Source organism: Streptomyces sp. SudanB5_2050 (assembly GCF_964272335.1).
In the GTDB taxonomy this organism is placed as follows: Bacteria; Actinomycetota; Actinomycetes; order Streptomycetales; family Streptomycetaceae; genus Streptomyces; species Streptomyces rochei.
In genome coordinates, this window is sequence record NZ_OZ186760.1 from 6,150,321 (window position 1) to 6,163,601 (window position 13,281).

Consider the following 13,281-nt stretch of genomic DNA (forward strand, 5'->3'; position numbering starts at 1 on the left):
CAGTCCCCCGGGACGGAGCACACCCCATGCGCATCCTCGGTATCAACGCCCTGTTCCACGACCCGGCCGCCGCACTCGTCGTCGACGGGCGGACCGTCGCGGCCGCCGAGGAGGAGCGCTTCAGCCGGCGCAAGCACGGCAAGCGGCCGGTGCCCTTCTCGGCGTGGGAGGTGCCCGAGCTGTCGGCGCGGTGGTGCCTGGAGCACGCCGGGGTACGGCCGGAGGAACTGGACGCCGTCGCGTACTCCTTCGACCCCAAACTGGCCCGTCCCGCCCGTGAGATGGGCCTGGACGACCCCTGGGACCCGCTGCGGCTCGAATACGCCCGCCGGGCACCCGAGTTCCTCGCCGAGGCGCTGCCCGGCCTCGACCCCGACCGGGTCGTCTTCGTCCCGCACCACGTGGCCCACGCCGCCTCCGCCGGACCGGCCTCACCGCACCCCGACAACGACGTCCTCGTCCTCGACGGACGCGGCGAGTCCGCCTCCCACCTGGCCGGCCGCTACCGCGACGGCAAGCTCGACACCCTCGCCACCCAGGCGCTGCCGCACTCGCTGGGCCTGGTCTACGAGGAACTGACCGAGCACCTCGGCTTCCTGCGCAGCAGCGACGAGTACAAGGTGATGGCCCTCGCCTCCTACGGGAAACCCCGGTTCGCGGACCGACTGCGCGAGCGGGTCCACGCCACCGGCGACGGCGGCTTCCGCGCCCACGGCATCGACTGGGCGGCCCTCGCGCCGCCGCGCGCCAAGGGCGAGGACTGGACCGAGGACCACGCGGACCTCGCCGCGAGCACCCAGGCCGTGCTGGAGGAACTGCTCCTCGAACTCGTCCACTGGCTGCACCGCGAGGCCGGCGGCCAGGCCCTCACCATGGCGGGCGGCGTCGCGCTGAACTGCGTCGCCAACTCCAAGATCGCCGCGCGCGGCCCGTACCGCCACGTGTGGGTGCAGCCGGCCGCCGGCGACGCGGGCACCGCCCTCGGCGGCGCCCTGCACGTCGCCGCCGCCCAGGAGGGCGCCGCACCCGAGCCGATGCCCGGCGCCGACCTCGGCCGCGGCTGGAGCGACGAGGAGATCCGCGCCTGGCTGGAGACGGCCGCGATCCCCTACGAGGAGCCGGACGACATCGCCGAGACGGTCGCCGAGGAACTGGCCCGCGACGGTGTCGTCGCCTGGTTCCAGGGCCGCAGCGAGTTCGGGCCGCGCGCCCTCGGACACCGCTCCCTGATGGCCCACCCGGGCCGCGCGGAGAACCTGGAGCGCCTCAACCACGTCAAGGGACGCGAGGAGTTCCGGCCGGTCGCGCCGATGGTGCTCGCCGACCGCGCCGCCGACATCTTCACCGGGCCGATCCCGAGCCCGTACATGCTCTTCGTGCACGACGTCGCCCCCGCCTGGCGCGACCGCATCCCGGCCGTCGTGCACGTCGACGGGACCGCCCGCATCCAGACCGTCGAGGAGCGCCGCGAGCCGCTGGTCGCGCGGATGCTGGCCTCCTTCGAGCGGCGCACCGGACTGCCCGTCGTCGTCAACACCAGCCTCAACACCGCCGGGCGGCCCATGGTCGACGACCCGCGCGACGCCCTGGAGTGCTTCGGCTCCGCGCCCGTGGACCTGCTGGCCATCGGACCCTTCGCGGTGCGCCGGGGGAGGGCGTTCGGATGAGCGGCGCTCCCGTGACCGGCGGCGCCAGGACCGGCTACGCCGTGGTCGTCCCCACGCTCGCCCGCCGGACGCTGGCCGACTGCCTGGCCGCGCTGGCCGCCGCGACCGGACCGGGCCCCGACGAGATCGTCCTCGTCGACGACCGGCCCGAACCGGACGCCGACCCGCGGGCGCTGGAGCACCCCCTGACCGTCCTGGGCGACCTGCGCGAGCGCACGGTGGTGCTGCGCAGCGGGGGCCGCGGCCCCGCCGCCGCCCGCAACACCGGCATCCGCGCGGTGACCTCGCCCTGGACCGCCTTCCTCGACGACGACGTCCAGGTCGGCCCGCACTGGTGCGACCAACTGGTCCAGGACCTCGCCGAGGCGGCCCCCGACACCGGTGCCGTGCAGGGCGTGATCGCCGTGCCGCTGCCCGGTGAACGCCGGCCCACCGACTGGGAGCGCGGCACCGCCGGCCTCGCCCGGGCCCAGTGGATCACCGCCGACATGGCCTACCGCACCGACGTGCTCAAGCAGGTCCACGGCTTCGACGAGCGCTTCCCCCGCGCCTTCCGCGAGGACGCCGACCTGGCGCTGCGCGTCCTCGACGCGGGCTGGCGCATCCGGCGGGGCCGCCGCACCACCCGCCACCCCGTGCGGGACGCCTCCCGCTGGGTTTCCCTCAAGCAGCAGCGCGGCAACGCCGACGACGCGCTGATGCGGCGGCTGCACGGCCCCGACTGGTGGGCCAAGGCGGTGGCCCCCAGGGGCCGCATCCGCCGTCACGCGGCGATCACCGCTGCCGGACTCGCCGCCTTCGCCCTCGCCGTCGCCGGCCGCCCCCGGGCCGCCGCGGTCGCCGGGCTCGGCTGGGCCGCGGGCACCGCCAAGTTCGCCTGGGCCCGTATCGCCCCCGGACCGCGCACCCGGGACGAGGTCGTCACCATGCTGGCGACCAGCGCGCTCATCCCGCCCGCCGCGACCTGGCACCGGCTGGCCGGCGAGTGGCGGCACCGCCACGCCCCCGCCTGGCGGGAGGTGGCCGCATGAGCCCCGTCGAGGCCGTCCTCTTCGACCGTGACGGCACCCTGGTCCACGACGTGCCCTACAACGGCGACCCCGACCTGGTCCGGCCCGTCGACGGTGCCCGCGAGGCGGTGGCGCTGCTGCGCGAGCACGGCATCCGCGTCGGCGTCGTCACCAACCAGTCCGGCGTCGCCCGCGGACTCCTCACCGACACCGACGTCCGCCGCGTCAACCGGCGGATCGACGAACTCGTCGGCCCCTTCGACGTCTGGGCGGTCTGCCCGCACGGCCCCGACGACGGCTGCCACTGCCGCAAGCCGCGGCCCGGCATGATCCTCTGGGCCGCCGGCCGCGTCTGCGCCGCGCCCGCCGACTGCGTCGTCATCGGCGACATCGGCGCGGACCTGGAGGCCGCCGAACACGCCGGCGCCCACGGCATCCTCGTCCCCAACGACCGCACCCGCCCCGAGGAGACCACGGCCGCCGCCCATGTCGCCCCCAACCTCCTGACCGCCGTACGGGCCGTCCTCGACGGTCCGCCCGAGGGCCGGGTCCTGGTGGACGAGCGGCCCATCGAGGCGGCGTTCGACGCGAGCACCCCGGGTTCCGCCCACGTCCCCCGCCGGGCCGTCCCCGGCGCCGAGGCGGACCGCTCGCGTGCCGCCGTCGACACCCGAGGGAGGCCGCGATGAAGGCACTGGTCACCCGGCTCGACAGCTTCGGCGACGTGCTGCTCGCCGGGCCCGCCGTGCGGGCCGTGGCCGCCCGCGCCGACCACGTCACCCTGCTGTGCGGATCGCGCGGCGCGCCCGCCGCCCGGCTGCTGCCCGGGGTGGACGAGGTGCTGGTCTGGGACGCCCCGTGGGGCGGCTTCCGGCCGCCCGACGTCGACCGGGCCGACATCGACGCCCTCGTCGACCGGATCGACGCCGACACGGCGCTGGTCCTGACGTCCTTCCACCAGTCCCCGCTGCCCACCGCCCTGGTCCTGCGCCTCGCGGGCGTCGCCCACATCGCCGCGGACAGCGTGGACTACCCGGGTTCCCTGCTCGACCTGCGCCACCAGCGCGCCCCGCACGCCCACGAGGCCGAGGCGGCGCTGGACCTGGCGGAGGCGGCGGGCTTCCCGCGGCCCGACGACGGACGGCTGCGGGTGCGCACACCGCCCCCCGTCGGCGACCTTACCGGCGCCGGCCCGTACGTCGTCCTGCACCCGGGCGCCAGTGTCCCCGCCCGCGCCTGGAGCGCCGAGCGCTGCGCGGAGGCGGTGGGCGAACTGGCCGCCGCCGGGCACCGCGTCCTGGTCACCGGCGGCCCCGACGAGCGCGACCTCACCGCGTACGTGGCCGGCGGGCACGGCATCGACCTCGGCGGCCGCACCGAGGCCCCGGAGCTGTCCGGCGTCCTCGCGGGCGCGTCCGTCGTCGTCACCGGGAACACCGCGCCCGCCCACCTCGCGGCGGCCGTCGGCACCCCGGTGGTGTCCCTGTTCGCCCCCGTCGTACCGGCGGAGCGCTGGCGGCCGTACGGCGTCCCGTACGTGCTGCTCGGCGACCAGGACGCGCCCTGCGCCGACAGCCGGGCCCGGGACTGCCCCGTCCCCGGCCACCCCTGCCTGAACACCGTCACGGCCACCGACGTGGCGGCCGCCGTCGAGAAACTCCTGGGGGAGGCATGAGGATCCTCATCTGGCACGTGCACGGGTCGTGGACCACGGCCTTCGTGCAGGGCCCGCACACCTACCTCGTCCCCGTCACCCCGGACCGCGGACCCGACGGCCTCGGCCGCGCCCGCACCTGGGACTGGCCCGACTCCGTCGTCGAGGTACCGCCGGAGCGGCTGCGGGACGAGGACGTCGACCTGGTGATCGTCCAGCGGCCGCACGAGGTCGCCCTGGTCGACCGGTGGCTGGGCCGCCGCCCGCCGATGGTCTACCTGGAGCACAACGCCCCCGACGGAGACGTCCCCGACACCCGCCACCCCGCCGCCGACCTCCCCGGCGTCACCCTCGTCCACGTCACCCACTTCAACCGGCTGATGTGGGACGCGGGTCCGACCGAGACGACGGTCATCGAGCACGGCATCGTCGACCCCGGCCACCGCTGGACCGGCGAGCTGGAACGCGCCGCCGTCGTCGTCAACGAGCCGATCCGACGCGGCCGTACGACCGGCACCGACCTGCTCCCCGAGTTCGCCCGGGCCGCCCCGCTCGACGTGTTCGGCATGCGCACCGACGGCCTCGCCGAGCACATCGGCGTCGACCCGGAACGCTGCCGCACGCGGGACGTGCCCCAGAGCGACCTGCACACCGAGCTGGCCCGCCGCCGCGTCTACGTCCACCCCGTCCGCTGGACCTCCCTGGGCCTGTCCCTGCTGGAGGCCATGCACCTGGGCATGCCCGTGGTCGCCCTCGCCACCACCGAGGTCACCGAGGCCGTGCCCCCGGGCGCCGGGGTGGTCTCCAACCGCATCGACGTACTGACCGACGCCGTACGCGACTTCCTCGCCGACCCGCTGCACGCGCGGACCGTCGGCGACGGGGCCCGTGCGGCGGCCCTGTCCCGCTACGGGCTGTCCCGCTTCCTGGACGACTGGGAGCGGCTGCTGAAGGAGGTGACCCGATGAGGATCGCCATGGTGTCCGAGCACGCGAGCCCGCTCGCCGCGCTCGGCGGCGTCGACGCCGGTGGACAGAACGTCTACGTGGCCCGTCTCACGGAGGAGTTGGCCAAGCGCGGCCACGACGTCACGGTCTACACCCGCCGCGACGCCCAGGACCTGCCCGACCGGGTGGGGCTGCCCGGCGGCGCGGTCGTCGAGCACGTGCCCGCCGGACCGCCCCGGGCCGTCCCCAAGGACGAACTCTTCCCGCACATGCCCGCCTTCGGCGCCCACCTGGCCCGCGCCTGGGCACGGGAGCGGCCCGACGTCGTGCACGCCCACTTCTGGATGTCCGGCATGGCCTCCCAGATCGGCGCCCGGCCCCTCGGCATCCCGCTCGTGCAGACCTTCCACGCCCTCGGCACCGTCAAGCGGCGCCACCAGGGCATGCGGGACACCAGCCCCTACGAACGCATCGGCATCGAACGGCAGATCGGCCGCTCCTGCGAACGGGTCCTGGCCACCTGCACCGACGAGGTCGTGGAACTCGGCGACATGGGCGTACCGCCCCGCCAGGTGTCCGTCGTGCCCTGCGGCGTGGACGCCGAACACTTCAGCCCGACCGCCGACACCGGCCGCACCCCCGACCGCAAGCAGCGCCACCGGCTGCTCGCCTGCGGCCGGCTCGTGCCGCGCAAGGGCTACGACCAGGCCATCCGCGCCCTGGCCGACATCCCCGACACCGAACTCCTCATCGCCGGCGGACCGCCCGCCGGCGGCCTCGACGCCGACCCCGAGGCCCAGCGCCTGACCGCGCTCGCGCACCGCACCGGCGTCGCCGACCGCGTCCGGCTGCTGGGCGCCGTCGACCCCGAGGACATGCCCGCCCTGCTCCGCAGCACCGACCTGGTGCTGTGCACCCCCGTCTACGAGCCCTTCGGCATCGTCCCGCTGGAGGCGATGGCCTGCGGCGTACCCGTCCTCGCCACCGACGTCGGCGGCCACCGCGACTCCGTCGCCGACGGCACCACCGGCCGCCTGGTCACCCCGCAGGACCCCGGCGCCATCGCGGACGCCGCCCGCGAACTCCTCGCCGACGAACGGCTGCGCCGCCAGTACGGCCGCAACGGCCGCGAACGGGTCCTCAGGCACTACACGTGGGCGCGCGTCGCCGACGGCGCGGAACAGGTGTACCGCCTGACCCTCGCCGACCACGCCCTGTCGAAGGAGGTCGCCTGATGACCGTGCACCCGCCCGTCGTGGACCACTGCGACGAACTCCAGGACGCCCTGCGGGCGTTCCGCGCCCACGCGCACGTCACCCAGCGCTGGGGCGAACGGCTCGCGGCCGCCCTCGGCGGCGGCGGCCGGCTGCTGGCCGCCGGCAACGGCGGCAGCGCCGCCCAGGCCCAGCACCTGACCGCCGAGATCGTCGGCCGCTACCGCGACGACCGTCCGCCGTTCTCCGCCATCGCCCTCCACGCCGACACCTCCTCCACGACCGCCATCGCCAACGACTACGGCGTCGACGAGGTGTTCGCCCGCCAGGTCCGCGCCCACGGCCGCGAGGGCGACGTGCTGATGCTGCTCTCCACGTCCGGCGCCAGCGCCAACCTGCTCTCCGCCGCCGACGCGGCCCGCGCGGCCGGCGTACGGGTGTGGGCGCTGACCGGCTGCGCCCCCAATCCGCTGATGGCGGGCAGCGACGAGTCGCTGTGCGTGGACGCCGCCTCGACCGCCACCGTCCAGGAGATCCACCTGGTCGCCGTCCACATGATCTGCGCGGCCTTCGACGCGGCCCTGGAAAGGGGCGTGTCCGGGAACGGACGGAGGACGGCGAGGTGACGGGACGCACGAGGGGACGCCCGACGGGGAACGGGGCCGGACGACGCGCGGGCAGGGCACCCCTGGTCGTCGTCGGCGACGCCCTGCTCGACCGCGACCTGTCCGGCTCCGCCGACCGGCTCGCCCCCGACGCACCGGTGCCGGTCGTCGCCGAGTGCGCCGAACGCGTACGTCCGGGCGGCGCGGCCCTCGCCGCGTACCTCGCCGCCCGGGACGGCCGCGAGGTCACCCTGATCACCGGGCTGGGCGACGACCCGGCCGGCCGGGCCCTGCGCGAACTGCTGGAGCCCTGGCTGACCCTGGTCCCGCTGCCCCTGACCGGCACCCTGCCCGAGAAGACCCGCGTCCTGGCCCAGGACCGGCCCGTGGTCCGCCTCGACCGCGGCGGCGGCCGGGCGAGCGCCGCCACCGACGAGGCCCGCGCGGTGCTGCGCTCCGCCCGGGCCGTCCTCGTCTCCGACTACGGCCGGGGAGCCGCCGACGTCCTGCGCGACGAACTGGCCGCCCGCCCGCCGCTGGTCTGGGACCCGCACCCGCGTGGCGGTCCGCCGGTGCCCGGCACCCGGCTGGTCACCCCCGCCGAGAAGGAGGCCCACGGCTTCGCACCGCGCGACGGCCACCCGGGCGGGGGCCTGCGCGCCGCCGCGCACCACGCCGCCGCCCTCGTACGCGACTGGCGGGTCGCCGCGGTCACCGTGACCCTCGGCTCCCGCGGCGCCCTCCTCTCCTACGGCGAACACCCCCTCCTCGTCCCCGCGCCCGCCGCCCACCACGGCGATTCCTGCGGCGCGGGCGACCGCTTCGCCGCCACCGCCGCCGGGCTGCTCGCCGACGGGGCGCTGGTGGGGGAGGCGGTCGAGGGCGCGGTGGGCGCCGCCACGGCCTTCGTCGCCGCCGGCGGCGCCGGTGCCCTGCCGCCCGCCGGGGACGGCCCGCGGGACGCCGCCCCGCCCGACACCGACGACCCGCACGCCCTGGCCGCCCGGATCCGCGCCCAGCACGGCACGGTGGTCGCCGCGGGCGGCTGCTTCGACCTGCTGCACGCCGGACACGTCGGCCTCCTGCAGGCCGCCCGGCGGCTCGGCGACTGCCTGGTCGTGTGCGTCAACTCCGACGCCTCCGTCCAGCGCCGCAAGGGCGAGGGCCGCCCCGTCAACCCCCTCGCCGACCGCGTGCGGGTCCTGCGCGCCCTCGCCTGCGTCGACGCGGTCGCCGTCTTCGACGAGGACACCCCCGAACGCCTCCTCGGCGACCTGCGCCCCGACGTGTGGGTCAAGGGCGGCGACTACGCGGGCGCGGACCTCCCCGAGGCGGCCCTGCTCCAGGAATGGGGCGGCCAGGCGGTGCTCCTGCCCTATCTGGACGGCCGCTCCTCGACGGCCCTGATGGCACGCGCGGCGGAGGGCGTGCGATGACCCACGGCACCCCGGACCCGGCGGCCCGTGACCGGGCCCCGGCACCACCGTCCCGCGCCGGCGCGCCGACGCCCCCGCCCCCCGCCGGCACCCACCGGACGCCCCCCGGGCCGGCTCCGGGGCGGGCGCCGGTGGGCGATGGTGCCACGGGCACGGACGGTGCCGGACCCGCCGCGTCCGCGAGCCGGGCCGTACCGGGTGACCCCCCGCCCCGGGCCGGCCGCCCCGGCACGGGGGACGCCGCGCGTCCGCCCACCGGCGGGGCGGCGCACCCGCCGGGCGCGCGCGGCGCCGACGAGCCGGTGCGCTACGGCACGCCGGGCCGACGCCAGGAGGGCGCCGGGCCGCGCCCCCGGGTGCTGGTGCTGCGGGCCCTCGGGCTCGGCGACCTGCTCGCCGGGGTACCGGCGCTGCGGGCGCTGCGGCGCGCCTACCCCGCGCACGAACTGGTGCTGGCCACCCCGGCCGAACTGGCCCCCGTGGTCGCCGCGACCGGAGCCGTGGACCGGCTGCTGCCCGCCGCCGAACCCGGCCGTGCCGTCCCGCGCGCCCTCGACTGGACCGGCCCGCCGCCCGACGTCGCCGTCGACCTGCACGGCAACGGGCCGCCCAGCCACCGGCTCCTGGCGGGACTGCGCCCCGGGAAGCTGATGGCGTTCGCGCACCCGGGGACACCGGAGATCGAGGGACCGCCCTGGTACGCCGAGGAACACGAACGCGACCGGTGGTGCCGGCTGCTGGCGGCGTACGGCATCGACGCCGACCCGGCGGACCTGCGGCTGCCGCGCCCGACGGCACCGTCCCCCGCGCCCGGCGCCGTCGTCCTGCACCCCGGCGCCGGCGCCCCTTCGCGCTGCTGGCCCGTGGAACGCTACGCGGCCGTGGCCGAGGCCCTGCGCGCCCGCGGGCGCCGGGTCGTCGTGACCGGGGGAGCGGACGAGGGCGACCTCGTGGCCCGGCTGGCCAAGCTCGCCCGCCTGCCCGACACGGACGTCTTCGGCGGGGGCCTGCCCTACGACCGGCTCTCCGCCCTGGTGGCCGGCGCCCGCGCCGTCGTCAGCGGCGACACCGGCATCGCCCACCTCGCGGTCGCCCACGCCACGCCCTCCGTCACCCTCTTCGGCCCCGTACCGCCCAGCCGCTGGGGACCGCCCGACCACCCCCGCCACCGCGCCCTGTGGCACCCGGGTCCGGACGGCGACCCGCACGGCACCGAGACCGACCCCGCGCTGCTGCGGATCGGCACCGACGACGTCCTGGACGCGCTCGACGTCCTGGACGCCCTGGGAGAGGCACCCGCACCATGAACCACGCCACCGACCGCGGCCCGTCGACCACCCGGGAACGGGCCCGCGCCGAACGCACCGCACCCGCCCCCGTCGGCGTCGTCATCGCCACCCGCAACCGCTCGGCGAGCCTCGCCGTCACCGTCCGCCACCTGCTCGCCCTGCCGGAGCGGCCCCAGGTCCTCGTCGTCGACAACGCCTCCACCGACGACACCGCCGCCATGCTCGCCCGGGACTTCCCGAGGGTCCGGGTGATCACCCTGCCCGTCAACCGCGGCGCCCTCGCCCGCACCCACGGCGTCCGCGCCCTCGACACCCCGTACGTGGCGTTCAGCGACGACGACTCCTGGTGGGCGCCCGGCGCCCTCGTGGTCGCCGCCCGGCACTTCGACGCGCACCCGAGGCTCGGCCTGCTCTCCGCCCGCACCCTGGTCGGACCCGCCGGCGCCGCCGACCCCCTCAACGACCTGCTCGCCGGCTCCCCGCTCGGCACCGCCACCGACCTGCCCGGTACCCAGGTGCTCGGCTTCCTCGGCTGCGCCGCCGTCGCCCGCCGCACCGCCTACCTCGACGTCGGCGGCTACCACCCCCTGCTCTTCTTCGGCGCCGAGGAGACCCTGCTCGCCTACGACTTCGCCGCCCGGGGCTGGGGCGTCACCCACTGCCCCGACGTCACCGCCCACCACCACCCCGACCCCGGCCCCCGCACCGGCCGCTCCGCCGTCGTACGCCGCAACGAACTCCTCACCGCCTGGCTGCGCCGGCCCCTGCCGCACGCGCTGGCCCGCACCCGCGACCTCGCCGCCGACGCCCGCCACGACCCGCACGCCCGGCGGGCCCTGCGCGAGACGCTCACCCGCCTGCCCGCCGCCCTGCGCGCCCGGCGGCCGCTGCCCCCGCACGTGGAACGCGCCGCCCGCCTCCTGGACACGGTGAACGGAGCGACCTCATGACGGACACCCGGACCACCGTCGTCGTCATCACCCACAACCGGCGCCCCGAACTGCTGCGCACCCTGGACCGCCTCGCCGAACTCCCGGAACGGCCCGAGGTGATCGTCACCGACAACGCCTCCACCGACGGCACCGCCTCCGCCGTGGCCCGCCACCACCCGCGGGTCAGGCTGCTGCGTCCCGGCCGCAACCTGGGCGCCGTCGGCCGCAACCTGGCCGTGCGGCACGTCCGCACCCCCTACGTCGCCTTCTGCGACGACGACTCCTGGTGGGCGCCGGGCTCCCTGGCCGGGGCCGCCGACCTGCTCGACCGCTACCCGGCGGTCGGGACGGTCACCGCCCGCATCCTCGTCGAACCGGACGGCACCGAGGACCCCATCGTCGAGGAGCTGCGCGACTCGCCCGTGCCCCGCCCGGACTGGCTCCCGGGCCCGGCCCTCGGGTCCTTCCTCGCCGCCGCGACCGTGCTGCGCACCGACGCCTTCCGGGCCGCGGGCGGCTTCCACCCCCGGCTGTGGCTGGGCGGCGAGGAGGAACTGCTCGCCGCCGACCTGGCGGCGGACGGCTGGTGGCTGACGTACGCCGATCACCTGACGATCCACCACCACCCCTCCACGGTGCGGGACGCGACCCTGCGCCGGGCCCACGGCATCCGCAACACCTTGTGGTTCACCTGGCTGCGGCGCCCGGCGGGCCCGGCCCTGCGCCGCACCCTCCACCTGGCCCGCACCGTCCCCCGCGACACCGCGTCCCTGCGCGCCTTCGCCGAGGCGACGGCCGCCCTGCCGTGGGTGCTGCGGGAACGCCGGGTGCTGCCGCCGGAGGTCGAGGCCCGACTGCGCTCGCTGGAACCCGCCCAACGGGACTCCACGGCCCGCAGTTACACCGGCTGACGCTCGGCCGCGCCACATCGGCCGCCGACGGACCACACCCCACACGGACCGGCCCCGCGCCGAGGGGACGCGGGGCCGGTCCACACTCCCGGACGGGTCAGGGGGACGAGGCCCGGACGGGTCCGCGACGAGACCCGGACGCCACCTCAGCCCTCGGTCCACCGGCACAGCAGCCGGAACGACGCGAACAGCGTCACCGGCCACACCGCGGCGAACGCCCAGATCACGCCGGGCGAGGCGGTCGCGATGCCGGTGACCAGCAGGGTCACCGACAGGACAAGCAGCAGCAGGACCGTCGAGGTGCGCGGGCGGTAGGCCGCCAACCGGGTGAGGTCGGGACAGCGGCTGAGGCGCAGGGTGCGCAGCCGCCGTTCCAGCCGGCGGTCCCGGCTCAGCTCCCGCTCCACCTCGTCGAGGACGCGCTGCTCGTGCTCGGGGAGTCGGTCGATGCTCACGATGTCTCCTCCCGGCGGCGGACCGACGGTCCACCGAGTGCCCGCGCCGACCCGGCGCTAACCGACCGGCCGCGCCCCGAGCGCCGCCACCAGACCGTCCGCCGCGTCGGCCTCCGCGTCCGCCGACCGGAAGGCGGCGCCGATCCGCACGGCCTCGCTCCGGCCGCCGGTGAGGCACCACTGCCACCAGTGCTCCAGCGCCTCTTCCGTGAGCCGCTCGGCGGCCACCAGCGCCGGCCAGCCGCAGGCCCGGGCCTGCGCCGTCACCTTCGCGCCGCCCTCGACCGGGTCCACGGCCAGCGCCGGAGTCCCGGCCCGCAACGCCAGGACCAGCCCGTGGAGCCGGTCGGTGACGACCAGGTCCAGCCGGGTCAGTACGGCCTCCAGCTGGGCCGGCGTGCCGCACAGCCGCCAGTCGTGCGCGTCGAGCCGGGTCTCCAGCTCCAGCCGGGCGCAGTCCTTGCCGGCCAGCCAGCGGGTCAGCGCCGCGGCGACCTCCTCGTGCCGCCGCTGCCCGCCGTACTCGTGCTGGCCGTGGGTGAGGACGACCCCGGCCACCGGCCTGGCGGGCAGCGCGGGCGCGCGGGCGGCGAGGTCCAGCGTCGGACCGGTGCCCTCGGCGTCCCGGGCCAGCACCCGGTGGAAACCGGTGACGGCGGGGGAGCCGGGGTCGATCACGGAGACGCCGACGGCGATCCGCACACAGTGCGCGAACCGCCGGTGCAGCTCCTCGACCTGCCACCCGTGCGCGGGCCCGCACACGAAGACCAGCCGCGAGTACGCCGCCGGGTCCAGGTCCTCGAAATGCGTCCCCTCCGCCCGGAAACCGGGGCTCCACACGACGTCGTACGCGAGGCCCGCCTCCCGCAGCACCTCCTCGACCCGCCGCAGCGCCAGCACGTCCCCGGCGGTCGCCTCCCCGTGCAGGAAGCTGAACCAGCCGGTCACCAGGATCCTGTCTCGTCCGTGCACAGTGCGCACGGGTGCCCCGCGGGGGGTGCGGCAATCACCGGCGGACCCGGGCGTGCGCGGTGACGGCGTCCCCGAGGGAGGCCGGCCCGGCCCCGCAGCGGCGGGGCACCGGCCGTTTCGACCCGACCGGGGACCGAACCGACGGCCCCCGGCGCGCTGTGCGGGCTCGCGGTCACCGGCCGTCCGCGA

At 77.1% G+C, this 13,281-nt stretch carries 13 protein-coding genes; 11 read left to right on the forward strand and 2 right to left on the reverse strand.

Going from position 1 to position 13,281, the window contains the following annotated elements:
• Positions 1-26 precede the first annotated feature (26 nt).
• From ACFZP7_RS27395 to ACFZP7_RS27445, 11 genes are all read left to right on the forward strand, one after another.
• Positions 27-1,667, forward strand: a complete 1,641-nt coding sequence (locus ACFZP7_RS27395; RefSeq protein ID WP_385636368.1) for a carbamoyltransferase — start codon at positions 27-29, stop codon at positions 1,665-1,667.
• Complete coding sequence (locus tag ACFZP7_RS27400; protein WP_385636370.1) at positions 1,664-2,698, forward strand: glycosyltransferase; 1,035 nt, start codon at positions 1,664-1,666, stop codon at positions 2,696-2,698. Before ACFZP7_RS27395 ends, ACFZP7_RS27400 begins: the two co-directional genes overlap by 4 nt.
• Positions 2,695-3,366, forward strand: coding sequence for a D-glycero-alpha-D-manno-heptose-1,7-bisphosphate 7-phosphatase (locus ACFZP7_RS27405; protein WP_385636372.1), 672 nt, complete (start codon positions 2,695-2,697; stop codon positions 3,364-3,366). The genes ACFZP7_RS27400 and ACFZP7_RS27405 overlap by 4 nt, the downstream gene beginning before the upstream one ends.
• A complete protein-coding gene (locus ACFZP7_RS27410) occupies positions 3,363-4,352 on the forward strand; it encodes a glycosyltransferase family 9 protein (protein WP_046250068.1) in 990 nt (329 codons plus the stop codon). The genes ACFZP7_RS27405 and ACFZP7_RS27410 overlap by 4 nt, the downstream gene beginning before the upstream one ends.
• Entirely contained in the window at positions 4,349-5,299 is a 951-nt protein-coding gene (locus ACFZP7_RS27415) for a glycosyltransferase (RefSeq protein ID WP_220672337.1), read from the forward strand. The genes ACFZP7_RS27410 and ACFZP7_RS27415 overlap by 4 nt, the downstream gene beginning before the upstream one ends.
• Positions 5,296-6,513: a glycosyltransferase family 1 protein gene (locus ACFZP7_RS27420; protein ID WP_019330121.1), complete on the forward strand. Its 1,218-nt coding sequence runs from the start codon at positions 5,296-5,298 to the stop codon at positions 6,511-6,513. Before ACFZP7_RS27415 ends, ACFZP7_RS27420 begins: the two co-directional genes overlap by 4 nt.
• On the forward strand, positions 6,513-7,118 hold the full coding sequence (locus ACFZP7_RS27425; protein ID WP_031022402.1) for an SIS domain-containing protein: 606 nt from the start codon (positions 6,513-6,515) through the stop codon (positions 7,116-7,118). The genes ACFZP7_RS27420 and ACFZP7_RS27425 overlap by 1 nt, the downstream gene beginning before the upstream one ends.
• Positions 7,115-8,533, forward strand: coding sequence for a D-glycero-beta-D-manno-heptose 1-phosphate adenylyltransferase (gene rfaE2, locus ACFZP7_RS27430; RefSeq protein ID WP_210901480.1), 1,419 nt, complete (start codon positions 7,115-7,117; stop codon positions 8,531-8,533). The genes ACFZP7_RS27425 and rfaE2 overlap by 4 nt, the downstream gene beginning before the upstream one ends.
• 131 nt (positions 8,534-8,664) lie before the next feature.
• Entirely contained in the window at positions 8,665-9,840 is a 1,176-nt protein-coding gene (locus ACFZP7_RS27435) for a glycosyltransferase family 9 protein (protein WP_385636375.1), read from the forward strand.
• Positions 9,837-10,772: a glycosyltransferase family 2 protein gene (locus ACFZP7_RS27440; protein ID WP_385636378.1), complete on the forward strand. Its 936-nt coding sequence runs from the start codon at positions 9,837-9,839 to the stop codon at positions 10,770-10,772. Before ACFZP7_RS27435 ends, ACFZP7_RS27440 begins: the two co-directional genes overlap by 4 nt.
• Positions 10,769-11,665 carry a glycosyltransferase family 2 protein gene (locus tag ACFZP7_RS27445; protein WP_019330126.1) on the forward strand — a complete coding sequence of 299 codons (897 nt, stop codon included), beginning with the start codon at positions 10,769-10,771 and terminating at the stop codon, positions 11,663-11,665. The genes ACFZP7_RS27440 and ACFZP7_RS27445 overlap by 4 nt, the downstream gene beginning before the upstream one ends.
• 146 nt (positions 11,666-11,811) lie before the next feature.
• On the opposite strand, the gene ACFZP7_RS27450 is transcribed toward ACFZP7_RS27445, so the two are convergent.
• Together ACFZP7_RS27450 and ACFZP7_RS27455 are read right to left on the reverse strand one after the other, a co-directional pair.
• A complete protein-coding gene (locus ACFZP7_RS27450) occupies positions 11,812-12,120 on the reverse strand; it encodes a DUF3040 domain-containing protein (protein WP_046250680.1) in 309 nt (102 codons plus the stop codon).
• Between the two features lie 57 nt (positions 12,121-12,177).
• Positions 12,178-13,092, reverse strand: a complete 915-nt coding sequence (locus tag ACFZP7_RS27455) for a polysaccharide pyruvyl transferase family protein (RefSeq protein ID WP_030978372.1) — start codon at positions 13,090-13,092, stop codon at positions 12,178-12,180.
• Between the last annotated feature and the right edge of the window lie 189 nt (positions 13,093-13,281).

Coding starts and splice junctions, on each gene's coding strand:
- ACFZP7_RS27415 (WP_220672337.1), top strand. CDS start 4,349: ATGAGGATCCTCATCTGGCACGTGCACGGGTCGTGGACCACGGCCTTC.
- ACFZP7_RS27420 (WP_019330121.1), top strand. CDS start 5,296: ATGAGGATCGCCATGGTGTCCGAGCACGCGAGCCCGCTCGCCGCGCTC.
- ACFZP7_RS27400 (WP_385636370.1), top strand. CDS start 1,664: ATGAGCGGCGCTCCCGTGACCGGCGGCGCCAGGACCGGCTACGCCGTG.
- ACFZP7_RS27440 (WP_385636378.1), top strand. CDS start 9,837: ATGAACCACGCCACCGACCGCGGCCCGTCGACCACCCGGGAACGGGCC.
- ACFZP7_RS27425 (WP_031022402.1), top strand. CDS start 6,513: ATGACCGTGCACCCGCCCGTCGTGGACCACTGCGACGAACTCCAGGAC.
- ACFZP7_RS27410 (WP_046250068.1), top strand. CDS start 3,363: ATGAAGGCACTGGTCACCCGGCTCGACAGCTTCGGCGACGTGCTGCTC.
- ACFZP7_RS27405 (WP_385636372.1), top strand. CDS start 2,695: ATGAGCCCCGTCGAGGCCGTCCTCTTCGACCGTGACGGCACCCTGGTC.
- ACFZP7_RS27445 (WP_019330126.1), top strand. CDS start 10,769: ATGACGGACACCCGGACCACCGTCGTCGTCATCACCCACAACCGGCGC.
- ACFZP7_RS27395 (WP_385636368.1), top strand. CDS start 27: ATGCGCATCCTCGGTATCAACGCCCTGTTCCACGACCCGGCCGCCGCA.